Origin of the sequence: Williamsia maris, from assembly GCF_024171815.1 — a bacterium.
Lineage (GTDB): Bacteria > Actinomycetota > Actinomycetes > Mycobacteriales > Mycobacteriaceae > Williamsia_A > Williamsia_A maris.
Genome location: NZ_JAMTCJ010000004.1, coordinates 820,586 through 844,119 on the forward strand (window position 1 = coordinate 820,586; position 23,534 = coordinate 844,119).

The window sequence follows — 23,534 nt, forward strand, 5'->3', positions numbered from 1 at the left end:
GGGGGTCGGATCAGGAGCTGAGGACCAGGTCGTCGGCGTGGACGACCGGGCGACGCAGACCCAGCGGGAGCTCGGAGGTGGATCGGCCGATCATCTCGGCGACCTCGGCGGCCTCGTAGGCGATGACCCCGCGCGCCCGCACGGAACCGTCGGCACCGACGACGTCGACGACGTCGCCACCGGAGAAGCGGCCCTCGACCCCGACCACACCGGCCGGGAGCAGGGATTTGCGCCGTTCGATCGCGGCCGCGGCGCCGTCGTCGACGACGATGCGTCCGCGGGTCTCGGCGGCGTGGCGGACCCAGAAGTTCCGGGCCGACATGCGGGCGTCCCGGGCGGCGAACGCCGTCCCGACCCCCGCGTCGCCCAGCGCGGCCGCGGCGTCGGATGCCGCCGCGAGCAGGACGGGTACGCCGGCGTCGGCGGCCAGGCGGGCGGCCGACAACTTCGACGCCATGCCGCCGGTGCCCAGTGCCCCACCGGATCCCGCGATCACCCCGTCGAGGTCGGCGGCGCCGGCCACCTCGGAGATCATCCGGGCGTCACCCTTGCGCGGGTCGCCGTCGTAGAGGCCGGCGACGTCGGACAGCAGGACGAGAGCGTCGGCGCCGGCCAGGTGCGCGACGAGCGCGGCGAGGCGGTCGTTGTCGCCGAACCGGATCTCGTCGGTGGCGACGGTGTCGTTCTCGTTGACCACGGCCACCGCGCCGAGGGTGCGGAGTCGGTCCAGGGTCCGTTGGGCGTTGGCGTGCTGGGCGCGCATCGAGATGTCATGGGCCGTCAGGAGAACCTGACCGACGGTGCGCCCGTATCGGGCGAACGAGGTGCCCCAGGCGTGCGCGAGCGCCAACTGGCCCACACTCGCGGCCGCCTGTTTGGTGGCCAGGTCGGTGGGTCGCTTCTTGAGTCCGAGCGGTCCGATGCCCGCGCCGATCGCACCGGACGAGACGACGATGACGTCGGTCCCGGACGCCATCCGGGACTCCAGCGCGTCGGCCAACGCATCGAGGCGGTCGAGATCGAGACCGTCGGAGATGTCGGTCGGCGACGACCTCACCAGCGCCGACGAGCCGATCTTGACGACGATGCTGCGTGCGTCGGCGATCTGGGTGCGTACCGAGGACCTGAGCTCAGCGGTCATCGTCGTGCAGGTCGTCGCTCAACCCGTCGTCCGACGTGCCGGCGTCGGCGAAGGCCGCCGCACCGAGATCAACCGGCCCGGAACCGAAGTCGTCGGCGTGGTGCCGACGTGCTTTGCGCGCGACCTTGCGGTCGGCGGCACCGATGCGATCGGGGCGATCGAGTCGGACGTCGCTGCCGCGTCCCTGGATGGGCACGTCCTCGCCGCTGGGCACCTGCGGGTCCCAGTCGAAGCTGACGTCGCCGATCGTCACCGGCGCGCCGGCCACCGCGCCCTGCTTGGTGAGTTCGGCCTCGACGCCCAGGCGGCTCAACCGGTCGGCCAGGTAGCCGACGGCCTCGTCGTTGTCGAACTGGGTCTGCTTGATCCAGCGTTCGGGTCGCGTACCGCGGACGATGAAACCGCCCGGTGTCGACGGGTCGGGCACCACGGTGAAACCCGTCTCGTCGACCGCCTTGGGCCGGATGACCGCGCGGCGTGGGACCGGCGGCGGGTTCTCGGTGCGGTGGCGTCGTACGAGTTCGGCCAGCGCGTAGGTCAGTTCGGTGAGCCCGGCGTGGCTGACCGCCGAGATGGCGAACACCGGCCAGCCGCGCTCGGCGACCTCGGCGGTGACCAGTTCGGCCAGATCCGCGGCGTCGGGGACGTCGATCTTGTTCAGGATGACCACGCGGGGACGGTCGGCGAGGTCGGTCAGACCGTGGTCCGACGACAGTGCAGGCGTGTACGCGGCGAGCTCCGCCTCGAGGGCGTCGATGTCGGACAACGGATCCCGACCGGGATCGAGGGTCGCACAGTCGACGACGTGTGCGAGGACGGCACACCGTTCGAGGTGTCGGAGGAACTCGAGGCCGAGCCCCTTGCCCGCCGAGGCCCCCGGGATCAGGCCCGGCACGTCGGCGATGGTGAAGATGTCCGACCCCGCGGTGACCACACCGAGGTTGGGCACCAGCGTGGTGAACGGGTAGTCGGCGATCTTCGGCTTGGCCGCCGAGAGCACCGAGACCAGAGAGGACTTGCCCGCGGACGGGAAGCCGACCAGACCGACGTCGGCGACCGACTTCAGCTCCAGGACGAGTTCGTTGACCTCGCCTTCCTCACCGAGGAGGGCGAAGCCGGGCGCTTTGCGGGCACGCGAGGCCAGCGAGGCGTTGCCGAGGCCGCCGCGTCCACCGGCGGCGGCGGCGTACGTCGTTCCCGCACCCACCATGTCGGCGACGATCTTGCCGTTGCCGTCGAGCACCACCGTGCCGTCGGGCACCGGCAGGATCAGGTCCTCGCCGTCGGCGCCGTCGCGGTTGGAACCCGCGCCCGGTCGGCCGTTCTGGGCACTGGCGTGCGGTCGGAAGTGGAAGTCGAGCAGCGTGTGCACCTGCGGGTCGACCACGAGGGTGACGCTGCCGCCGTTGCCCCCGTTGCCGCCGTCGGGTCCGCCGAGCGGTTTGAACTTCTCACGATGCACCGACGAGCAGCCGTGACCGCCGTTGCCCGCCGTAGCGTGAATGGTCACGCGGTCGACGAATCTCGACATTTCCCAGCCTTTCTCGGTGATGTGATGGGCTCGTCAGGTGCGGCGGGCCCGGTGGTGTGGAACGAGACGGTGTTCAGGTGGAACGAGACGAGGGGCGGGCCGGGTGTCGAAAGACCCTGGCCCGCCCCTCGCGGAGCTCTCGAGAAATCGAGGCGTCGTGCGTCAGACCGATGCGGTGTCGGCGACGACGATGTTGATCGTCTTGCGTCCACGCTTCTGGCCGAACTCCACCGCGCCCGCGGACAGGGCGAACAGGGTGTCATCGCCACCGCGTCCGACGTTCACGCCCGGGTGGAAGTGGGTTCCGCGCTGACGGACCAGGATCTCACCTGCGCTGACCACCTGGCCACCGAATCGCTTGACGCCGAGTCGTTGTGCGTTCGAGTCGCGACCGTTGCGCGAGCTGGATGCACCCTTCTTGTGTGCCATGTCTTAACTCCTTCTCGACGTCGCGTTACTTGATTCCGGTGACCTTGAGCACCGTCAGCTTCTGACGGTGGCCCTGGCGCTTGTGGTACCCGGTCTTGTTCTTGAACTTGTGGATGCGGATCTTCGGGCCCTTGACGTGCTCGACGACCTCACCGGTGACGGCGGCCTTGGCCAGCGCATCGGAGTCGGTGGTCAGCGTCGAGCCGTCGACGACCAGCGTGACCGGCAGCGACACCGTGGCACCCACAGCGCTGTCGATCTTCTCGACCTTCACCAGGTCGCCTTCAGCGACCTTGTACTGCTTACCGCCGGTCTTGACGATCGCGTACGTTGCCATCGGAGCACTACCTCTTACTGTCTGTTGTCCTGTGCGCCCGCAGGGTGTGCGGGGCCGTCTTACGTCGTGTTCACGTCGGTCTCGTGGGAGTCCGACCTGCCTGCGGTGAACGAGGGCGTCGTCTCCGGTGGAGGGACGCGACGCGCTGGTTTCGGACACAGCGCTACCTTGCTCGCCTGAAGGCGACTAACCGAGGTTACGGGAGTGTCACTCGCCGGGTCAAACCGAGGTCAGCGCCGTGGAACGCCCACCGCGGACCTCAGTCCTCCTGGGGCGGACCGGCCGGTCGCCCGGCCGCTCGCCGACGGGGGCGTCGTTTCGCCGCCACCACCGGTTCGTCGACCGCTGCCGCGGCACCCACGGTGGTGACCGGGGCGGTGTCGGCGGGAACGACGGCGGCGACGCTGAGTGACTCGACGGTGCCCGAGACGGGTTCGGCGGCCGCCACCGGTGCCGCGGCCGGCCGACGCGCCGCACGACGACGCTTGCGCGGCGGTTCGGGCTCGTCGACTGCCGTCTCGACGGGCGGGGTCTCGACAGGCGGTGTCACGACGACAGGCTCGGCGACCGGCGCGGCCGGCTCGGCGACGACCTCGGCGGAAGCGTCCGGTGTGTCGACGACGGCGGCGACCGCCTCGGTGGCGACCTCCACCGGATCGCTGTCACGGTCGGGCGCGGTCGGGTCCCCCTCGGAACGAGGAGCGGTGTCGGTGCTCGCGGAATCCTCGGTGTTCTCTCCCGACGGCTCCTCGCCCTCGGGGTGCGAGGCCATCGCGCGGAACATGGGGTGTTCGGACGGGTTGTGCGCGGGTTTGGCCTCGGCCGGTGCGTCCGCCTTCTTCTTACCGCCCCGGCGGGAGCGCTTGGAACTCTCCTGGCGCGGTGCGTCGTCACCGCCGCCGGTCACCTCGACCGGGTTGGCGTGGACGATGATGCCGCGGCCGGAGCAGCAGGTGCAGGTCGACGAGAACGCCTCCAGCAGACCGGTTCCCAACCGCTTGCGCGTCATCTGGACCAGTCCGAGGGACGTCACCTCGGACACCTGGTGCCGGGTGCGGTCCCGCGAGAGGGCCTCGGTCAGACGCCGCAGCACGAGGTCGCGGTTGGATTCGAGCACCATGTCGATGAAGTCGACGATGATCATCCCGCCGATGTCCCGAAGGCGCATCTGCCGGACGATCTCCTCGGCGGCCTCGAGGTTGTTGCGGGTGACCGTCTCCTCCAGGTTGCCGCCGGAGCCGGTGAACTTCCCGGTGTTGACGTCGACCACCGTCATCGCCTCGGTGTGCTCGATGATCAGTGTTCCGCCCGAGGGCAGCCACACCTTGCGCTCGAGGGCCTTGGCGAGCTGCTCGTCGATGCGGTGCACGACGAACGCGTCCGGCGAGTCCGCGTGCGACTTGGTGAACTTCACGAGACGGTCGGCGAGGTCGGGGGCGACCGATTCGACGTAGCCCTGCACGTGGTCCCAGGCGGAGTCGCCGTCGACGACGAGCTTCTTGAAATCCTCGTTGAACAGGTCGCGGACGACCTTCACGAGCAGGTCGGGCTCCTCGTAGAGCGCCTGCGGCGAGGCACCCTTGGCCTTGCCTGCTCCCGCGGTCGCCTCTTCGATCTGGGCCCACTGGGCCTTGAGCCGATCGATGTCGGCGGACAGTTCCTCGGCGCTGACGCCCTCGGATGCCGTCCGGATGATCACGCCGGCCTCGGCCGGGACCAACTTCGACAGGATCTGCTTGAGCCGTTTGCGCTCGACGTCGGGCAGCTTGCGGCTGATACCGGTCGACGAACCGCCGGGTACGTACACGAGGTAGCGGCCGGCGAGGGAGATCTGGGTCGTCAGTCGCGCACCCTTGTGCCCGACGGGATCCTTGCTGACCTGCACCACGACCGGGTCGCCGGGGCGCAGCGCCTGCTCGATCTTGCGGCTGCCGCCGTCGAGTCCGGCCGCGTCCCAGTTGACCTCACCGGCGTAGAGCACGCCGTTGCGTCCCCGACCGATGTCGACGAAGGCCGCCTCCATGCCCGGCAGGACGTTCTGCACGCGGCCGAGGAAGATGTTGCCGACCATCGACGACGAGGTCGAGGTGGTGACGAAGTGTTCGACGAGCACGCCGTCCTCGAGGACAGCGACCTGCGTGTAGTCCTCGGTCGGTGCGGTCGTCTGGTCGGAGTCGTCGGACAGGCCGACGTTGGCCGAGCGCTCCCGGACCACCATCACCCGGTCGACGGCCTCGCGACGGGCCAGGAACTCGGACTCGGTGAGGATCGGCGGTCGACGCCGCCCGGCGTCGCGACCGTCACGACGACGCTGACGCTTCGCCTCGAGACGGGTGGATCCGGAGATGCCCTGCACCTCGTCGCGATCACGCGAGGAGGACGACGAGGACGACCGCGACTTGGCCCGCGGCTCGCGCTCGTGGACGACGGTGTTCGGCGGATCGTCGCTCGGCTGGTCGTCACCATCGGCGCCACCCTTGCGACGGCGACGACGGCGACGGCGACGGTTGTTCGCCGACGAGTCGTCGTCACCGGAATCGTCGGAGTCGTCATCGCGGGAGTCGGCGTCGTCGGACCCGGCGTCCTTCGTCGACGCGTCGTCCCCGTCGGACGATTTCCCGTCGGACTTGTCCCCGGCGGAGGTGTTCTGGCCGGACTTCTGATCGTCGGACTTCTCGCCTGCGTTGTCGTCGGCGTTGCCCGTGGTCGCGTCGGCGTTCTTCGCACCCGATCCGCGACGACCGCCACCGCGGCGACCCGAGCGGGGCTCGGTGGTGGTCGCGTCGGACTGCTGGGCGTCGTCGGACGCGGACTCGTCGGCGCCGGTGGCGGTGCTGTCGGCGCCGGAGTCGTCGGACGAGCCGGTGGAGTCCTCGTCCGACGAGTCGTCGACATCGGAGTTCTGCTCGCCGGCGATCTGGTCGCCACGGCCACGGCCGCGGCCGCGACGTCCACGGCGCCGACGGCGGGAGCCGGTACCGGATCCGTCACCGTCGTTGTCGCCGCCGCTGTCGTTGTCGTTGTCGCCGCCACTGTCGTTCGAGTCGTCGACGGTCGGCGCCGGGGACTCGGATCGGGTCGCGGTGGCGCCCTCGCCGGACGGGGTGGCGTCGTCGGCGGTCGGGGCGGGCTTCTCGGCGCGCTGTGCGCGACGGCGGGTGCCGGGCTCCGGGGTCTGCGGCTGCAGGAACAGCGGCCCCTGTGAGGACTCGCCCGCGTCTGCCTTGGTGGTGGGTTCGACGGCCTCGACCGCGGAGAACAACGACGGCGTCGTCGACTCGGACGACAGGTCGCGCTGTGCCGACTCGACGTGGGCCGATTCGACGGGAGCCGACGCGGCGGGTGTCTCGACCGGTGCGGGGGCATCCGGGGTGGTCGGCGTGGTCTCGCTGTCGGCGCCGGCCGGCTCGGCGATGCGGTCGCGGACCTGCACCGCGGCGCTGCGGTCGATGCTCGACTGGGGGCTGCGGGCCACGATGCCGAGGTCGGCGAGGTGCACGAGCACCTCGCGGCTCGGGATGCCGAGTATCCGTGCGAGGGCGTGCACCCTCAGCTTGTGGGGGAACTCCTGCGCCGGGGAATCGGCGTTCGAGTCGGTGCTGTTCAAGTCTTCGGACGAGCCATTGTCGGCCACGTGTTCTCCTCGGCCCCCGGGCGCATCGTCTCGACGCGGCCTCACGAGGGCTGTGCTGTGTGTCGGACCGCGAGCGGTCCGAGTTTGTATGGTCTCGCGTCGGCGAACAGCGGTTGTGCCGTGGTCGCGCAACGCATTGGGCTGATGGCATCACCGGAGTCCGAGCGGTCCACACCGCGCGTGCGTCGTTGTGATCGACACATCGCGTTGTTGTGATCAACGCCAAGCGGGGACCGAGGGAAATCGGTGGGTCATCGGGTGTCATCACCGACGGCGTCGGCAACGACCCTTGCAGTATCCCACACGGGTGTCTCGAGACGGCGCACCACTGCGGTTCACCCGCGGTTCGGCTTCCGTCCACGAACTCGGCCCGCCCTGTGCGCGAGCGCACGGGACGGGCCGGAGGCGCGTACGACCCGGTCGTTCCCGGGTCGGGTGCACCGATGGACGAGGTGGGTCAGGACAGGCCGGGGAACCAGAGTGCGATCTCGCGCTCGGCCGACTCGGGCGAGTCGGATCCGTGCACCAGGTTGTTCTGGGTGTTCAGCGCGAGGTCTCCCCGGATCGTGCCGGGGACGGCCTTCTCGACCGGGTCGGTACCGCCGGCGAGTTGCCGGAACGCGGCGATCGCGCGCGGGCCCTCGACGACCGCGGCCACCAGGGGCCCGGAGGTGATGAACTCCAACAGCGATCCGAAGAACGGCTTGTCCTCGTGTTCGGCGTAGTGGCCGCGCGCGACGTCGTCGCTCGCGGTCCGCAGTTCGAGGGCCACCAAGGACAGGCCCTTGCGTTCGATTCGGCTGATGATCTCGCCGACCACTGCCCGGGCTACGCCGTCGGGCTTGATCAGGATCAGGGTGCGTTCGGTCACGACGACAGCGTAGCCATGCCCCGTCGGCGAACCACGGACGGCTCAGTCGCAGTACTTGCCCTCGATGGCGAAGAAGCCGTAGTTGAACAGATTCCCCGAGGTCGCGCGGGGGTCGACGACGACCTGCACGCACCCTCCCGGGGACTTCAGCGCCTCGGCGACGGTCGCGTCGAAGCGAGCGGCCAACGCGAGGTTCGCGGCGCGGTACTGGTTCGGCACCGGGATCGACGCGACGAACTCGGCGAGGTCGATCCTCGAGGCGCGCACCGTCAGGTCATGCGTCGCGACGTACCCGAACTCCGACGGCGAGACCGGCACCGGCTCACCCGCGGGCAGCACCTCGACCGCACCGGTGTCGGGTTCGACCGCGGACGCAGCGCCCACGCCCATCGTCGAAATGCCCGCCGCGAGAGCGCACGAGATCACGGCCACGGACGAACGGGTGCTGAGACGACGCATGAGGTGATGGGCCTTTCGACGGAGGAGATCGCGGGCGGGCGCCCGCGGACGACCCTCGCATGGTGTCAGCCGGTCGCGCTCACGTCATCCCGAATTGCGGGCACGACGGTAACGAATCGGACACGGACGTCGGCCGGGGGTCAGGACGGATCGGTCCCGGTGCCGGTGACCGGCTCCTGACCTGGCAACAGTCCCCGCTCGATCCGGAGGCGGACGTCGCGCTTGATGTAGGCGATGTACAGCCAGACCAACCCGAACACGATGCCGACCGCGGCGATCGACCAGTGGAACACCACACCGATGATGAGCAGGACCTGCAGCGCGAGATCGAACTGCAGAGCCCACGGACGTCCCTGCACGCCTGCGCCCAGGACCATCAGCAGCGCGAGCACGACCAGGTAGACACCCGACACCCACGTCAGGCCACCACCGACCCGGGCCACGATGGGCAGGGCCAGCAGCACGACGATGAACTCGAGGATCAGCGTGCCGGCCATGATCCCGCGCAGACCCTTCCAGGGATCGTTCACCGGCGGCGTGAAACGACCTCCGCCCGCGTCTGCTCGGATGTCCTCCGGCCCACTCGTCTCGCTCCCGGCATCGGGCGTCATGAGGGGTCCTTTCCGAACAACGTGCGGGCCGCACCCGCGGTCACCACCGAGCCGGTGATCACCACGCCTGCGCCGGACATCTGATCCAGCTCGTCGCCGGTCTCCTCGGCTGCGGCCACCGCGGCCTCGACCGCCTCGGGCAGGAACGGTCGCACCTCGACGCGGTCCTCCCCGAAGATCGGCAGGGCCAGGTCGGCGAGGTCGGTCGTGTCCATCGCCCGCGGCGAGCCGTTGTTGGTGAGCACGACCGAGTCGACCACCGGTTCCAGGGCCGTCAGCAATCCGACCGCGTCCTTGTCCCGCATGACACCGACGACCGCGATGAGGCGGCGGAAGTCGAACTCCTCGACCAGGCTGCGGGCCAGTGCCGCCGCCCCGTGGGGGTTGTGGGCCGCGTCCAGGAACACCGACGGTGCGGTGCGGACACGCTCGAGCCGCCCGGGGGTCGTGACGGCGGCGAATCCGGCGCGGACCGCGTCGATGTCGAGCTGCCGGTCGGCTCCGGCGCCGAAGAAGGCCTCGACGGCCGCGAGCGCGAGCACCGCGTTGTTCGCCTGATGGCCTCCGTGCACCGGCAGGAAGATCTCGGAGTAGACCCCGCCGAGCCCCTGCAGTTCCAGCAGCTGTCCTCCGACTGCGGTGCGCCGCTCGAGCACCCGGAACTCCGAGTCCTGCCGCGCGACGAGCGTCTGGGCCTCGGCGACACGGGCCATCAACACGCTCGCGGCCTCGGGGTCCTGGGCGGCCAGGACCGTGACGGGGTCGACGGGCACCACGTCGTCGGCGTCGGCGGACTTGATGATGCCCGCCTTCTCCCCCGCGATGGCCGTGAGTGTGTCGCCGAGGTAGTCCGCGTGGTCCATGGCGATCGGCGTGATGACCGCGACCGACGGCTCGATGACGTTGGTGGCGTCCCAGGTGCCGCCCAGTCCGGTCTCGACGACGGCGACATCGACCGGCGCCTCGGCGAACACCGCGTAGGCCATCGCGGTGAGCACCTCGAACTTGCTCATCCGCGGACCGCCCTGGGCGATCGACGAGTCGTCGACCATGGTGATGAACGGTTCGAGTTCGCGGTAGGTGTCGACGTAGAGCCGCGGCGAGATCGGCACACCGTCTACCGAGATGCGCTCGGTCGCGAGCTGCAGGTGCGGGCTGGTGATCCGACCGGTCCGACGGTGCAGCGCGGTGAGCAGCGAGTCGATCATCCGGGTCACCGACGTCTTGCCGTTGGTGCCGGCGATGTGGATCGACGCGTACCCCTTCTGCGGCGAGCCGAGGACATCCATCAGCGCGACCATCCGGGTCAGGGACGGCTCGATCTTCGTCTCCGGCCAGCGGTCGTCGAGCTCGGCCTCGACCTCGGCGAACTCGGCGAGGTCGTCGGCGGTCGGGATGCCGGTGGCGTTCTGCGGGGTGCTCACGCCCCACCCAGCTCGTCGAGCTTCGCGCGGATGCGCTCGACCTCCTCGGTGGCGATGCGCTGACGGTTCTTGATCTTCTCCACGACCGGCTCCGGCGCCTTGGCGAGGAACTGGCTGTTGCCGAGCTTGCCGGTCGTCTGCGCCAGCTCCTTCTCGGCCGCGGCGAGATCCTTGGCCAGACGGCGCTTCTCGGCATCGACGTCGATCGACTCGGAGGTGTCGAGCTCGACCCGGATGGTCGCCGAGCTCAACCGGACGTCGATGGTCGCGGTCGCCGAGAAATCGTCGCCGGCGGCCGACAGCTTGGCCAGGGAGTCGACATAGGGCCGCACCGACCCCAGGCCGGCGGCGTCGATCCCGTCGAGGCGGGTGGGCACCCGCTTGTTGTCGGCGATGCCCTGGTCGCCGCGGAACCGCCGGACCTCGGTGACGAGTCGCTGGGTGTCGGAGATGCGTTGGGCCGCCTGCGCATCGGCCGTGTCACCGATGGCGGTCGGCCACGACGCGGTGACCAGGGTCTCCTCCCCCGTCAGCGTGGTCCAGAGGACCTCGGTGACGAACGGCATGACCGGGTGCAACATCCGCAGGATCGAGTCGAGGACGGTGCCGAGCACGATCGCCGTGGACTCTGCGCGGTCGGTGTCGACGACGCCGTCGGCGCCCGCGTAGACCTGCACCTTCGCCAATTCGACGTACCAGTCGCAGAATTCGTCCCGCGCGAAGTGGTAGAGCGCCTCACACGCCTTGGCGAACTCGTAGGACTCGAACCCGGCGTCGGCCTCGGCGAGCACCTCGTCGAGACGGCCGAGGATCCATCGGTCGGCGTCGGTCAGGTCGGAGCGGTCCGGCAACTCGCCGAGTCGCGCACCGTTCATCAGCGCGAACTTGGTGGCGTTGAACATCTTGGTGGCGAAGTTGCGCGACGCCTCGGCGTGGTCGTCACCGACGGACAGGTCGCCGCCGGGGGTCGCGCCGCGCGCGAGGGTGAATCGCAGGGCGTCGGCGCCGAACCGGTCGACCCAGTCCAGCGGGTCGATGCCGTTGCCCTTCGACTTCGACATCTTCTTGCCGTGCTCGTCACGAACCAGACCGTGCAGGAACAGATCCCGGAACGGGACCTTCGCGTCGTCGCCCATGGTGGCGCCGACGTAGGTGCCGAACATCATCATCCGGGCCACCCAGAAGAACAGGATGTCGTAGCCGGTGACCAGGACGCTGGTCGGATAGAACTTGGCCAGATCGGCGGTCTCGTCCGGCCATCCCATCGTGGAGAACGGCCACAGACCCGACGAGAACCAGGTGTCGAGGACGTCGGGGTCCTGCTCGTACCCGGCCGGCGGCTCCTCCCCCGGTCCGACGCAGACGACGTCGCCGTCGGGGCCGTAGAAGATGGGGATGCGGTGCCCCCACCACAGCTGACGCGAGATGCACCAGTCGTGCATGTCGTCGACCCACCCGAACCAGCGCGGCTCCATCGACGCCGGGTGGATCACGGTGTCGCCGTTGCGGACCGCGTCGCCGGCCGATTTCGCCAGCGTCTCGACGCGCACCCACCACTGCATGCTCAGCCGCGGCTCGATCGCCTCGCCGCTGCGCTCGGAGTGCCCGACGCTGTGCAGGTACGGGCGCACCTCTTTCACGATGCGGCCCTGCTCGGCGAGCGCCTCCCGCACCGCGACGCGGGCGGCGAACCGGTCGAGTCCGTCGAACTGCGTTCCGGTGTCGCAGATGTGGGCGGAGGCGTCCATGATCGTGGGCATCGCCAACCCGTGCCGCTGACCGAGCGCGAAGTCGTTGGGGTCGTGTGCCGGGGTGATCTTGACCGCACCGGTCCCGAACTCGGGATCGACGTAGTCGTCGGCGACGACCGGGATCGACCGCTCCAGGAACGGGTGCGGGAGCACGGTGCCCACCAGGTGGGCATAGCGCTCGTCGTCGGGGTGCACCGCGATCGCGGTGTCGCCCAACATCGTCTCCAGTCGCGTGGTGGCCACGACGACGTGCGGCTCGGCGTCGTCGGTCGACCCGTACCGGAAGCTGACGAGCTCACCCTCGACGTCGTCGTAGGACACCTCGATGTCGCTGATCGCCGTCTGCAGGGTCGGCGACCAGTTGACGAGCCGCTCGGCGCGGTAGATCAGGCCGTCGTCGAACATCCGCTTGAACACGGTGTGCACGGCGCGGGACAGCCCCTCGTCCATGGTGAAACGTTCACGGGACCAGTCGACGCTGTCACCGAGTCGGCGCATCTGGCCGCCGATGTCGCCGCTGATCTCGGCCTTGGCCTCCCACACCTTGTCGATGAACGCCTCGCGGCCCAGGGAGTCGCGGGAGATGCCCTGCGCGGCGAGACGCTTCTCGACCATCGCCTGCATGGCGATGGCGGCGTGGTCCATACCGGGCAACCACAGCACCTCGTAGCCCTGCATCCGGCGGCGGCGGGAGAGCGTGTCCATCAGGACGTGTTCGAACGCGTGGCCCATGTGCAACGACCCGTTGACGTTGGGCGGCGGGATGACGATGGAGAACGGCGGCTTGTCGCTGCCCGCATCGGCGGTGAAGTACCCGCCGTCGATCCAGCGCTGATAGAGCGCGGACTCGTGGGCGGCGGGTTCCCAGGACTTGGGCAGCGAGACGGCAGGTGCTGGGAGTTCGGTCACCGTTCGATTCTAGGGAACGGTGATCGCCCCGGGTTGCCCGGGAACGCCCCCGGCGGCGATGCGGAGCCGATGGAGGTCCTCGGGGGCGTTGACGTTGATCAACCAGTCGGGATTGCTGATCGACACGCGGTTGACCACGAGGGTGTCGATGGCCGCCAACATGCGTCGCTCACCGGTGGCCGCGAGGTCGCGGATCCGACCCGCGCAGGCGGTCCGATAGATGGCCGCGAACGGGTGCGCCCGGGTCGCGTCGACCGCGATGGCCGCGTCGTCGTTCTCCCGGAGTCCGAGCAGGAGTTCGTCGATGAGGTCGGTGGAGATCAACGGCATGTCGGTGGCGCAGACGAAGGCGACCTCACGTCCGGCCGCGGCCGCGTCGGCCAGACCCGCTGCGAGCGCCCCGAGCGGGCCGGTGCCTGCCTTCTCGTCGGTGACCCAGTGGGCCTCGGGGCCACCACTGCCCTGCAGGGTGCGGTAGGCCGCCGACGACGCGGCCGCCACCACCGAGACGGGGTCGCAGCGCCGTCCCACCTCTCCGACGATGCGTGCCAGCATCGGCTGACCGTTCCAGTCCAGCCCCGCCTTGTCCGAGCCCATCCGTCTCGATGCACCGCCCGCCAGGACCACGCCCGCCAACGCCAAATCCGTCACCACATCGGTCATGGGGCCAGTATCGCGTGACGGACTGCTCCGGCGAGGCCACTATGGAGGAATGACTTCCACCGATTCGGATCGGTCCGCCTCACGGACCGGTTCTCCCGAGGCGTCCGAGACCGCCGTCGACGAACCGACGCGGACCGACACCTCGCACCCCAAGACCTATGCGGCGGGAGTCCCCGCGGTCGCGGTCTCCATGAAGCGCGGCTTCACCCAGATGGGCCCGCTGCGTACCGCGAAGACCTTCCTCGAGCTCAATCAGCGACACGGTTTCGACTGCCCCGGGTGCGCCTGGCCGGAGAAGCCGGGCGGCCGCAAGCCTGCGGAGTTCTGCGAGAACGGGGCCAAGGCCGTCGCCGAGGAGGCGACACGTCGCCGGGTGACCCCGGACTTCTTCGCCACCCACAGCGTGGCGGAGCTGCGCGAGCGGTCGGAGTACTGGCTGTCCCAGCAGGGACGCATCACCCATCCGATGCTGTTGCGCGACGGCGGTACCCACTACGAGCCGATCGACTGGGCCGACGCCTACCGGCTGATCGGCGACGAACTCGCCGCGCTCGGCTCCCCCGACGAGGCGGTGTTCTACACCTCGGGCCGCACCAGCAACGAGGCCGCGTTCGTCTACCAACTGTTCGCGCGCAGCCTGGGCACCAACAACCTGCCCGACTGTTCCAACATGTGTCACGAGTCGTCCGGGCACGCGTTGTCGACCACGATCGGCATCGGCAAGGGCTCGGTCTCCGTGCTCGACGTCGAGAACGCCGACCTCATCCTGATCGCCGGCCAGAACCCCGGGACCAACCATCCCCGGATGCTCTCGATCCTCGGCGACGCGAAACGCAACGGCGCGAAGATCGTCGCGATCAACCCGCTGCCCGAGGCCGGGCTCATGCGCTTCCGCGACCCGCAGCGACCCGGCGACATCCTCGGCGCGGGGACCACACTGGCCGACGAGTTCCTGCAGGTCCGGCTCGGTGGCGACATGGCCCTGTTCCGCGGCCTGGCCGCGCTGCTGCTGCGGGCCGAGAACGCGAACCCGGGCACCGTGTTCGACCACGATTTCCTGGAGACCTACTGCTCGGGCGTCGAGGACTACCTCGCCCTGGTCGCCGACACCGACATGGACGAGATCTACGAGGCCACCGGTCTGCGGCCGGCGGAGCTCGAGACGCTGGCGCAGCTGTGGATCTCCTCCGACAAGACCATCGTCTGCTGGGCCATGGGGCTCACACAGCACAAGCACGCCGTGGCCACCATCGAGGAGGTCACCAACACGCTGCTGCTCAGCGGCATGATGGGTAAGCCGGGCGCCGGGGTCTGCCCCGTCCGCGGACACTCCAACGTCCAGGGCGACCGCACCATGGGCATCTGGGAGCAGATGCCCGAATCCTTCCTCGCCGCGGTCGATTCCGAGTTCGGGATCACCAGCCCACGGGAGGTCGGGTACGACGTGGTCGACGCGCTGCGGGCGATGCGCGACGGCAAGGTCGGCATCTTCATGTCGATGGGCGGCAACTTCGTCTCCGCGACGCCCGACACCGAGGTCACCAAGGCGGCCATGGCCCGGTGCCGGCTCACGGTGCAGGTCAGCACCAAACTCAACGCGTCGCATCTCGCGACCGGCGACACGGCGTTGATCCTGCCGACCCTCGGTCGTACCGATCGCGACATCCGGGACGGCAAGCGGCAACTCGTCACCGTCGAGGACTCGATGGGCTCGGTGCACCTGTCCCGCGGGTCGCTGACACCGTCGAGCGACTGCATGCGCAGTGAGGTCGGCATCATCTGCGAGCTGGCCGAGACCGTCCTCGGATCCGACCACGCCGTGGACTGGTCGGGGCTCGCGTCCGACTACGACCGCATCCGCGATCACGTCGCGGCCGTGGTGCCGGGGTTCGAGAACTTCAACGACCGTGTGCGTCAGCCCGACGGCTTCCTGCTCCCCCACCCGCCGCGGGACAGCCGCGAGTTCCCCACCGACAGCGGCAAAGCCGTGCTGACGGTCAACGACCTCGAGTGGTTGCCGACACCGCAGGGGCGACTGATCCTGCAGACGCTGCGCAGTCACGACCAGTACAACACCACGATCTACGGGCACGACGACCGTTACCGCGGTATCAAGGGCAACCGCCGCATCATCATGGTCAACCCCGACGATCTGGCCGAGCTCGGTCTCGTCGACGATCAGCCGGTCTCGATCGTCTCGGAGTTCGAGGGCGCCGGCGGGCTCGAGGAACGCCGCGTCGACGGTTTCCGGGTGGTGTCGTATCCGACCCCGCGCGGCAACGCCGCGGCGTACTACCCCGAGACCAATCCACTGGTCCCGCTCGACCACGTGGCGACGAAGTCGAACACGCCGGTGTCGAAGGGGATCACCGTGCGGCTGGTCGCAGTTCCCTGATGGGACGGGTCACCACACGGATCCCGGTGCGTCGCATACGACTCCAGGGCGACGCCATCCGACCGGACACCCTGGCGGTGGAGGAACCCCTCGAGATCCGCGTCGCCGGTGCACCGTTGACGATGACGATGCGCACCCCCGGCGCCGACATCGACCTGGTACACGGGTTCCTGTTGTCGGAGGGCCTCATCGGCGGCGCCGAGGACATCGACACCATCCGCTACTGCGACGGGGTGGACGCCGACGGCCAGAACACCTACAACGTCCTCGACGTGGCCTCCGCGCCCGGCGTCACCCTGACCGCTCCGCGGCGGGCGTTCCCGACCACGTCGGCGTGCGGGGTGTGCGGCAAGTCGTCGATCGACGAGCTGCGCGCCACCTCGCGGTTCGATCTGCGCGACGACCACTCGACGGTGGCCACCGACGTGTTGATCACGCTGCCGGACCGGCTCCGGGCCGAGCAGAAGACGTTCGCGGGCACCGGGGGCACGCACGGCGCCGCATTGTTCTCCACCGACGGCACGCTGCTGGTGGTGCGCGAGGACGTCGGACGGCACAACGCCGTCGACAAGGTCATCGGCTGGGCGGTCCGCGAGGGTCGGATCCCGTTGCGCGACACCGTACTGATGGTGTCGAGTCGCGTGTCGTTCGAACTCGTCCAGAAGGCCGTGATGGCCGGCATCCCGATCCTCGCGGCAGTGTCCGCGCCGTCGTCGCTGGCCGCCTCGCTCGGCGACGAGACGGGACTGACCGTGATCGGGTTCCTGCGCGGTGAGTCGATGAACGTCTACTCCGCGCCCGAAAGAGTGGTCGGCCACCCGGCGGGGTCGTCGGACCCGTCAGTCCTCGCCCGCGGCGATCGTCACGTCACCGAGGATGTCGGGTAGCTCCGACGGGCGGTCGAGCACGTGCTGCGAGAGGAACGCGAGCACGACCCGGTACCAGATGATCGCGTTCTGCGGCTTGAGGATCCAGTGGTTCTCGTCCGGGAAGTACAGGAACCGATGCACGGTGGACCCGTCGTCGGCGGCCGGCAGTCCCGACTCCGAGAGCAGTTCGTACCACAGGCGTAGTCCTTCGCCGATGGGTACGCGATAGTCCTTGTCGCCGTGGATGACCAGCATCGGGGTCACGATGTCGGCGACGTAGAGGTGCGGCGAGTTCTCCACGGCCATCTCCGGCGACATCTCCCGCGCCCAGTAGTCGGCGCCGTCGGTGGTGGGTCCGAACTGGTCGAGAGCCCACAGGCTGGCGTGGGTCACCACGGCGCGGAACCGGTCGGTGTGCCCGGCGATCCAGTTCGCCATGTACCCGCCGAACGATCCGCCCATGATCGCGGTCCGGCCGGTCGTGATGCGACGGTCCGCCTCGGCGGCGTCGGTGACCGCCATCAGATCGGTGTAGGGCTCGAAACCCCAGCTGCCCCAGCCCCGTCGGATGAAGTTCTGACCGTATCCGGTCGACAGCGCCGGGTCGGGAAGCACGACCGCATAGCCCGCGGCCACCGCGATCCACGGGTTCCACCGCCACGACCACGCGTTCCAGGACCCCAACGGGCCTCCGTGCACCCACAGCAGCAGGGGCACCGGCGAGGTGTCGGTGGCTCCGTGGGGCAGCGCCAGCCAGGCGCGTAACGGGGTGCCGTCGATGGCCTCGGTGCGCAGGTCCTCGAGGGTCCCGGGCAGTTCGGGGAGCGCCACCGGTCCGCGCAACACGGTCACCTCTCCCGATCCACAATGCACCCGGACGGCATGCGGGGGCTCGGCCGGCGAACTGCGCAGTGCGAACAGGTGTTCCGTATCCGGGTGGACACGGACGTCGGTGTAGCAGTGGTCGGTGGCGGTCACGGCACGCACAGCGTCCGATGTCCCTGCGGCGGGGTCGGCGAGGACGAACACCTGTCCGCGGCCGTCGTCGTCGGCGGTGACGATCAGTTCGGTGCCGTCGGCCGACCATGCGACCGAGCTCGGCCAGCGGTCCCAGCCGTCGGCCCAGTCTGTGACGGTGCCGGAGGCGAGGTCGTAGGTGTGCGCGGTGATCACCGGGGCATCGGTGGGGGTGGTGACCGACTCGCGCAAGAACGCCACCCGGGTGCCGTCCGGCGAGACGGTGGGCGCGAAGAAGTCGTGGTCGGGGTCGGCGATCAGGGTGACGCGCTCCCCCGGGCTGCCGGCGTGGCCGAATCCGATGCGCACCAGCGTCGTCCGGGTCGCAGCCTGCGGCGCACCGACGCGCCACGTCGCGACCGCGAACGAGCCGTCCGGCGCGACGCCGACACCCGCCTCCCGCAACGCCGGTCCCGGGTTCTCGACCACCGGGGTCAGCTCGCCGGAGCGGGCCAGGTCGAAGAGGAAGGGCTGTCCGGGGCCGAGGTCGGTGTCCCACAGGCGAACCGGGTAGCGGTCGTGCAGGATCGCCGACACGGCTGCGGTCGTGCGCTTCGCCCGAAGCGTGTTGTCGGACTCGGCGGACCCGCCCAGCACGTCGGCGAGCGCGAGGACGGTGTCCGCGTCCCGTGCGGTCACGAGCGAGCTGACCCCACCGGGGCGGGCGACGACACGTTCGGCCTCACCGACGGTCGGCAGACGCCAGACTGCGGCGGTCGGGTCCTCGTCGGGCCCGGGTGCAGATTTTCGGATGAACCACAGGGCGCCGGAGCCGTCGAAGGTCGGGGCGGACGCGCTGTGGGTGCCCTGGGTGAGGCGTGCGGCCGGGAGTTCCCCGGTCGGGTCGATCTCCCACAGTGCACTGACATGCCCGGTCGACTTCTCGTCGAGGGCGGCGACCGTCGTGATCAGTCGGCTGCCGTCGGGCGACATGGCCAGCCCGTTGACGCGGGAGGTCGCGATGTAGCGATCGAGGTCGTGGAAGTCGGTGTTCTCGGCGTGCGTCACGCCGCGAGACTACGCGGTCTTGTCGCGTCGTTCGTCGCGACGCGGCTTGCGCGGGACGATCGTCGGCAAGACGTTGTCCCGCACGGTCTCTCCGGTCACGACCACCTTGGCGACATCGTCGCGGCTGGGGATGTCGTACATGACCGGGAGGAGGACTTCCTCCATGATCGCGCGCAGACCGCGGGCGCCGGTGCCGCGGTGGATGGCCTGATCGGCCACCGCCTCGAGGGCCTCCTCGGTGAACTCCAGCTCGACGCCGTCCATGTCGAACAGGCGGATGTACTGCTTGACCAGAGCGTTCTTCGGGGTCGACAGGATGGAGACCAGTGACTCCTTGTCAAGGTTGGTCACCGAGGCGATCATCGGGAGGCGACCGATGAACTCCGGAATCAGGCCGAACTTGATGAGGTCCTCGGGCATGACCTCGGCGAAGTGGTCGACGGTGTCGACGTCGTTCTTGCTGGCGACCTCGGTACCGAAACCGATGCCGCGCTTGCCGATCCGGTCGGAGACGATCTTCTCCAGGCCTGCGAACGCACCCGCGACGATGAACAGCACGTTGGTGGTGTCGATCTGGATGAACTCCTGGTGCGGGTGCTTGCGTCCGCCCTGCGGGGGAACCGAGGCCTGCGTTCCCTCGAGGATCTTCAGCAGCGCCTGCTGCACACCTTCGCCGCTGACGTCGCGAGTGATCGACGGGTTCTCGCTCTTGCGGGCGATCTTGTCGACCTCGTCGATGTAGATGATTCCGGTCTCGGCGCGCTTGACGTCGTAGTCGGCGGCCTGGATGAGCTTGAGGAGGATGTTCTCGACGTCCTCACCGACATAGCCGGCCTCGGTCAGCGCGGTCGCGTCCGCGATGGCGAACGGGACGTTCAGCATCTTGGCGAGCGTCTGCGCGAGGTAGGTCTTGCCGCAGCCGGTGGGGCCGAGCATGAGGATGTTGGACTTGGCCAACTCGACGACCTCACCACCACGGGCGTCCTTGCGGTCACCCGCCTGGATGCGCTTGTAGTGGTTGTAGACGGCGACGGCCAGGGTGCGCTTGGCCGTGTCCTGACCGATGACGTACTTCTCCAGGAAGTCCCGGATCTCGGTCGGCTTGGGCAGCTCGTCGAGTTTGACGTCGCTCGATTCGGCGAGTTCTTCCTCGATGATCTCGTTGCACAGGTCGATGCACTCGTCGCAGATGTACACGCCGGGGCCCGCGATGAGCTTCTTGACCTGCTTCTGACTCTTTCCGCAGAAAGAGCACTTCAGCAGATCGCCGCCGTCTCCGATTCGAGCCATCGTGTGCTGTACCTCTTCCTTGTGCACCTGTGCGAACTCACGATTCACACGGGGCGGACCGACCTGCTCGCCAGTATTACTGACCGTACCCGCGAGCAGGCCGAACTTCGACCGATAAAAGCAATGTCAGACCTCGTGGAACCCTCGTCCCACACTGGTCACAGGGCTACAGGATCACCCCTGCGCACCGTCGCGTCGATCATCTCCGCGACCCCGGCGTGTCGCACCGCGTCACGCCGACACGAGCCGCCGATCAGCTCCGGCGGGCCGACTTCTTGCGGTACTCGAAGACCTGGTCGATGATCCCGTATTCCTTCGCCTGCTCGGCGGTGAGGATGTTGTCGCGATCGGTGTCGCGACGGATCTTCTCGGGGTCCTGTCCGGTGTGCACCGACAGGATCTCGTCGAGACGACGGCGGATGCGCTCGATCTCGGCGGCCTGGATCTCGAGGTCGGAGACCTGACCCTGGTACGCGCCACCGGTGCGGGGCTGGTGGATCAGGACCGACGCGTTCGGCAGGGCGCCGCGCTTGCCGGGAGTGCCGCCCGCGAGCAGGATGGCGGCGGCCGATGCCGCCTCACCGGGGCACATGGTCGCGATGTCGCAGTGGACGTACTGCATCGTGTCGTAGATGGCGAGCATCGCGGTGACGCTGCCACCGGGCGAGTTGATGTAGATGGTGATGTCGCGGTCGGGATCCTGCGACTCCAGCACCAGCAGCTGCGCCATGATGTCGTTGGCCACGGTCTCGTCGATCGGGGTGCCGAGGAAGACGATGCGCTCTTCGAAGAGCTTCGCGTACGGGTTGTACTCGCGCATCCCGTTGGGCGTGTGCTCGATGAAGGACGGCAGGATGTAGCGGCTCTGCGGTCCGGCGGGCGCCAGACCGGACGGGCCGGCCTGGCCGGGGGTGGATCCGAACATGTTCGTCATGTGATGTCTCCGAAAAGTGTGCGCCGTGCGGCGGATGGGATCGAGGGAATCGGCGGGGTGACTCAGGCGCGGGCGATCACGTGGTCGACCAGGCCGTAGTCCTTGGCCTCCTCGGCCGTGAACCACTTGTCGCGGTCGGCGTCGGCCTCGATCTTCTCCAGCGGCTGGCCGGAGAACTCGGCGTTGAGCCGGTTCATCTCTTTCTTGGTCTGCGCGAACTGCTCGGCCTGGATGGCGATGTCGGCGGCGGTGCCACCGATGCCTGCCGACGGCTGGTGCATCATGATCCGCGCGTGCGGCAGCGCGTGGCGCTTGCCCGGTGCTCCCGCGGCGAGCAGGAACTGCCCCATCGAGGCCGCCATGCCCATCGCGTAGGTGGCCACGTCGCACGGTGCGAGCTGCATCGTGTCGAAGATGGCCATGCCGGCGGTCACCGAACCACCCGGCGAGTTGATGTAGAGGCTGATGTCCTTGCTGCTGTCCTCGGCGGCGAGCAACAGGATCTGCGCGCAGAGCCGATTGGCGATGTCGTCGTCGACCTGGCTGCCCAGGAAGATGATCCGCTCACGGAGCAGCCGCTCGAACACCGAATCGCTCAGATTCAGCCCGGCGACACCCGAACTCATCGCGGGTGTATGGATGTTCGACTCGGTCACAGTTCCTACCTTCGACTTCTCTACGAGGGACCCCTGACGGGGCCCGGTGCGATGTTCCTGTCCTCGACCCTAACGAATAGAGGCGCCGCCGCAGTCGCGGCGCCGCCTCTATTCGCTGACAGCGGAACGATTGACCGTCCGCCGTCGCAGATCACCTAGCTGGTCGGCTTCGCGTCCTCGGTGGTCGCGTCGTCCGTGGTCGCGTCGTCGGTGGACTCGATCACGTCGTCGGTGGCCGGGGCCTCGACGGCGGCGTCGTCCTCGCCGGCGCCGAAGAACTCGGCGGTGTCGACGGTCGCGCCGGTGGTGTCGGTGACGGTGACCTCACCGATGAGCCCGGCGAGGGCCTTGCTGCGACGGACGTCTGCGTAGACGGCGCCGACCTGGTTGGCCTGCTGGAGCTGACCGATGAAGTCCTGCGGCGACATGCCGTAGCGCTGCGCCTGGAACAGGATCTGCTGGGTCAGCTCGTCCTGGCTGACGACCGTCTCCTGGTCCTCGGCGATGGCGTCGAGCAGCAGCTGGGTCCGGACCGACTTCTCGGCGGACTCGCGTGCCTGACCCTCGAACTCCTCGCGGGTCGTGCCCTGCGCCTCGAGCAGCTTCGCGAACTGCTCCTCGTCGTGATCGAGGCCGTGCAGGACCTCGTGCACCTGGTTCTCGACCTCGGCGTCGACGATGCCCTGCGGAAGCGGGATGTCGACGGTCTCGAGGAGCTTCTCGAGGACGGCGTCGCGGATCGCGCTCGCCTGCTCCATCTTCTTGGACTGCCCGACCCGCTCGCGCAGGTCGGCCTTGAGCTCGTCGACGGTGTCGAATTCGCTTGCCATCTGCGCGAACTCGTCGTCGGGCTCGGGCAGCTCGCGCTCCTTGACGGTGTTCACCGTCACGGCCACCTCCGCCTCCTCGCCCGCGTGTGCGCCGGCGACGAGGGTGGTGGTGAAGGTCTTGTCGGAGCCGGCGGTCATCCCGACGAGCGCCTCGTCGAGTCCGTCGATCAGCTGACCGGAACCGACCTCGTGCGACAGGCCGGTGGTCGAGGCCTCCTCGACCGCCTCGCCGTTGACCGACGCGGCGAGGTCGATCGACACGAAGTCGCCGTCCTGCGCGGGGCGATCGACACCGGTGAGGGTGCCGAACCGGGCCCGAAGGGCCTCGAACTGCTCAGCGACCGCGTCGTCGTCGACCGCGATGGGCTCGACCTCGACGGCGAGGGTGTCGAACCCGGGGATGGCGATCTCGGGACGGACGTCGACCTCGGCGGTGAAGGTGATCGACTTGCCGTACTCGAGCTCCGCGAGGTCGATGTCGGGCTGGCCGATGGCCTTGGTCTCGGTCTCGGCGACGGCCTCGCTGTACTTGCCGGGCAGCGCGTCGTTGACGACCTGGGCCAGGACGGAGTCACGACCGACGCGCGCCTCGATCAACTTGGCCGGCGCCTTGCCGGGACGGAAGCCGGGGATGCGGATCTGCTGCGCCAGCGACTTGTAGGCGCGGGCGAACTCTTTCTCGAGTTCCTCGAAGGGGACCTCGACGTTGAGTTTGACCCGCGTCGGGCTGAGCTGCTCGACGGTGCTCTTCACGAACTTGACTCCTTATGTAGAA

The 23,534-nt window shown here is 69.0% G+C and carries 18 protein-coding genes; 2 read left to right on the top strand and 16 right to left on the bottom strand.

The window, feature by feature from the left end:
* Positions 1-10: 10 nt before the first annotated feature.
* From proB to LX13_RS22550, 11 genes are all read right to left on the bottom strand, one after another.
* Positions 11-1,141, bottom strand: coding sequence for a glutamate 5-kinase (gene proB / locus LX13_RS22500; protein WP_253663504.1), 1,131 nt, complete (start codon positions 1,139-1,141; stop codon positions 11-13).
* Positions 1,131-2,672, bottom strand: a complete 1,542-nt coding sequence (obgE, locus tag LX13_RS22505) for a GTPase ObgE (RefSeq protein WP_253663505.1) — start codon at positions 2,670-2,672, stop codon at positions 1,131-1,133. The genes proB and obgE overlap by 11 nt, the downstream gene beginning before the upstream one ends.
* A 162-nt stretch (positions 2,673-2,834) precedes the next feature.
* Positions 2,835-3,101, bottom strand: a complete 267-nt coding sequence (gene rpmA / locus LX13_RS22510; protein WP_253663506.1) for a 50S ribosomal protein L27 — start codon at positions 3,099-3,101, stop codon at positions 2,835-2,837.
* A 25-nt stretch (positions 3,102-3,126) separates the two neighbouring features.
* Positions 3,127-3,438 carry a 50S ribosomal protein L21 gene (gene rplU / locus LX13_RS22515; protein WP_253663507.1) on the bottom strand — a complete coding sequence of 104 codons (312 nt, stop codon included), beginning with the start codon at positions 3,436-3,438 and terminating at the stop codon, positions 3,127-3,129.
* Positions 3,439-3,697: 259 nt separating this feature from the next.
* Positions 3,698-7,072, bottom strand: a complete 3,375-nt coding sequence (locus LX13_RS22520; protein WP_253663508.1) for a translation initiation factor IF-2 N-terminal domain-containing protein — start codon at positions 7,070-7,072, stop codon at positions 3,698-3,700.
* Between the two features lie 457 nt (positions 7,073-7,529).
* A complete protein-coding gene (gene ndk / locus LX13_RS22525; RefSeq protein ID WP_188492068.1) occupies positions 7,530-7,943 on the bottom strand; it encodes a nucleoside-diphosphate kinase in 414 nt (137 codons plus the stop codon).
* Between the two features lie 42 nt (positions 7,944-7,985).
* Positions 7,986-8,402: a hypothetical protein gene (locus tag LX13_RS22530; RefSeq protein WP_253663509.1), complete on the bottom strand. Its 417-nt coding sequence runs from the start codon at positions 8,400-8,402 to the stop codon at positions 7,986-7,988.
* Between the two features lie 140 nt (positions 8,403-8,542).
* Complete coding sequence (locus tag LX13_RS22535; protein ID WP_253663668.1) at positions 8,543-8,899, bottom strand: DUF4233 domain-containing protein; 357 nt, start codon at positions 8,897-8,899, stop codon at positions 8,543-8,545.
* Between the two features lie 110 nt (positions 8,900-9,009).
* Complete coding sequence (folC, locus tag LX13_RS22540) at positions 9,010-10,437, bottom strand: bifunctional tetrahydrofolate synthase/dihydrofolate synthase (protein ID WP_253663510.1); 1,428 nt, start codon at positions 10,435-10,437, stop codon at positions 9,010-9,012.
* Positions 10,434-13,097, bottom strand: coding sequence for a valine--tRNA ligase (locus LX13_RS22545; protein WP_253663511.1), 2,664 nt, complete (start codon positions 13,095-13,097; stop codon positions 10,434-10,436). The genes folC and LX13_RS22545 overlap by 4 nt, the downstream gene beginning before the upstream one ends.
* A gap of 9 nt (positions 13,098-13,106) precedes the next feature.
* Complete coding sequence (locus LX13_RS22550) at positions 13,107-13,760, bottom strand: molybdenum cofactor guanylyltransferase (protein WP_253663512.1); 654 nt, start codon at positions 13,758-13,760, stop codon at positions 13,107-13,109.
* Between the two features lie 49 nt (positions 13,761-13,809).
* Here LX13_RS22550 and LX13_RS22555 point away from each other — a divergent pair, with 49 nt between their 5' ends.
* Together LX13_RS22555 and fdhD are read left to right on the top strand one after the other, a co-directional pair.
* Positions 13,810-16,155, top strand: coding sequence for an FdhF/YdeP family oxidoreductase (locus tag LX13_RS22555; RefSeq protein ID WP_253663513.1), 2,346 nt, complete (start codon positions 13,810-13,812; stop codon positions 16,153-16,155).
* Positions 16,155-17,042: a formate dehydrogenase accessory sulfurtransferase FdhD gene (gene fdhD / locus LX13_RS22560; protein WP_253663514.1), complete on the top strand. Its 888-nt coding sequence runs from the start codon at positions 16,155-16,157 to the stop codon at positions 17,040-17,042. The genes LX13_RS22555 and fdhD overlap by 1 nt, the downstream gene beginning before the upstream one ends.
* Here fdhD and LX13_RS22565 read toward each other — a convergent pair.
* The 5 genes from LX13_RS22565 to tig form a co-directional block, all read right to left on the bottom strand.
* Positions 16,995-18,974, bottom strand: a complete 1,980-nt coding sequence (locus LX13_RS22565; RefSeq protein WP_253663669.1) for an alpha/beta fold hydrolase — start codon at positions 18,972-18,974, stop codon at positions 16,995-16,997. The two genes, fdhD and LX13_RS22565, sit on opposite strands and share 48 nt — an antisense overlap.
* A gap of 84 nt (positions 18,975-19,058) precedes the next feature.
* Positions 19,059-20,339: an ATP-dependent Clp protease ATP-binding subunit ClpX gene (clpX, locus tag LX13_RS22570; RefSeq protein WP_253663515.1), complete on the bottom strand. Its 1,281-nt coding sequence runs from the start codon at positions 20,337-20,339 to the stop codon at positions 19,059-19,061.
* 253 nt (positions 20,340-20,592) lie between these two features.
* Positions 20,593-21,273 carry an ATP-dependent Clp protease proteolytic subunit gene (locus LX13_RS22575; protein WP_372500002.1) on the bottom strand — a complete coding sequence of 227 codons (681 nt, stop codon included), beginning with the start codon at positions 21,271-21,273 and terminating at the stop codon, positions 20,593-20,595.
* A 62-nt stretch (positions 21,274-21,335) separates the two neighbouring features.
* On the bottom strand, positions 21,336-21,929 hold the full coding sequence (locus tag LX13_RS22580; RefSeq protein WP_296388031.1) for an ATP-dependent Clp protease proteolytic subunit: 594 nt from the start codon (positions 21,927-21,929) through the stop codon (positions 21,336-21,338).
* 155 nt (positions 21,930-22,084) lie between these two features.
* Complete coding sequence (gene tig, locus LX13_RS22585; RefSeq protein ID WP_253663516.1) at positions 22,085-23,512, bottom strand: trigger factor; 1,428 nt, start codon at positions 23,510-23,512, stop codon at positions 22,085-22,087.
* Between the last annotated feature and the right edge of the window lie 22 nt (positions 23,513-23,534).

What these genes read in the sequence shown, in the direction of transcription:
- proB (WP_253663504.1), bottom strand. Translation starts at nt 1,141, where the DNA reads ATGACCGCTGAGCTCAGGTCCTCGGTACGCACCCAGATCGCCGACGCA.
- obgE (WP_253663505.1), bottom strand. Translation starts at nt 2,672, where the DNA reads ATGTCGAGATTCGTCGACCGCGTGACCATTCACGCTACGGCGGGCAAC.
- rpmA (WP_253663506.1), bottom strand. Translation starts at nt 3,101, where the DNA reads ATGGCACACAAGAAGGGTGCATCCAGCTCGCGCAACGGTCGCGACTCG.
- rplU (WP_253663507.1), bottom strand. Translation starts at nt 3,438, where the DNA reads ATGGCAACGTACGCGATCGTCAAGACCGGCGGTAAGCAGTACAAGGTC.
- LX13_RS22530 (WP_253663509.1), bottom strand. Translation starts at nt 8,402, where the DNA reads ATGCGTCGTCTCAGCACCCGTTCGTCCGTGGCCGTGATCTCGTGCGCT.
- LX13_RS22535 (WP_253663668.1), bottom strand. Translation starts at nt 8,899, where the DNA reads ATGGCCGGCACGCTGATCCTCGAGTTCATCGTCGTGCTGCTGGCCCTG.
- LX13_RS22550 (WP_253663512.1), bottom strand. Translation starts at nt 13,760, where the DNA reads ATGACCGATGTGGTGACGGATTTGGCGTTGGCGGGCGTGGTCCTGGCG.
- LX13_RS22555 (WP_253663513.1), top strand. Translation starts at nt 13,810, where the DNA reads ATGACTTCCACCGATTCGGATCGGTCCGCCTCACGGACCGGTTCTCCC.
- fdhD (WP_253663514.1), top strand. Translation starts at nt 16,155, where the DNA reads ATGGGACGGGTCACCACACGGATCCCGGTGCGTCGCATACGACTCCAG.
- LX13_RS22565 (WP_253663669.1), bottom strand. Translation starts at nt 18,974, where the DNA reads ATGTCGCCCGACGGCAGCCGACTGATCACGACGGTCGCCGCCCTCGAC.
- clpX (WP_253663515.1), bottom strand. Translation starts at nt 20,339, where the DNA reads ATGGCTCGAATCGGAGACGGCGGCGATCTGCTGAAGTGCTCTTTCTGC.
- LX13_RS22575 (WP_372500002.1), bottom strand. Translation starts at nt 21,273, where the DNA reads ATGACGAACATGTTCGGATCCACCCCCGGCCAGGCCGGCCCGTCCGGT.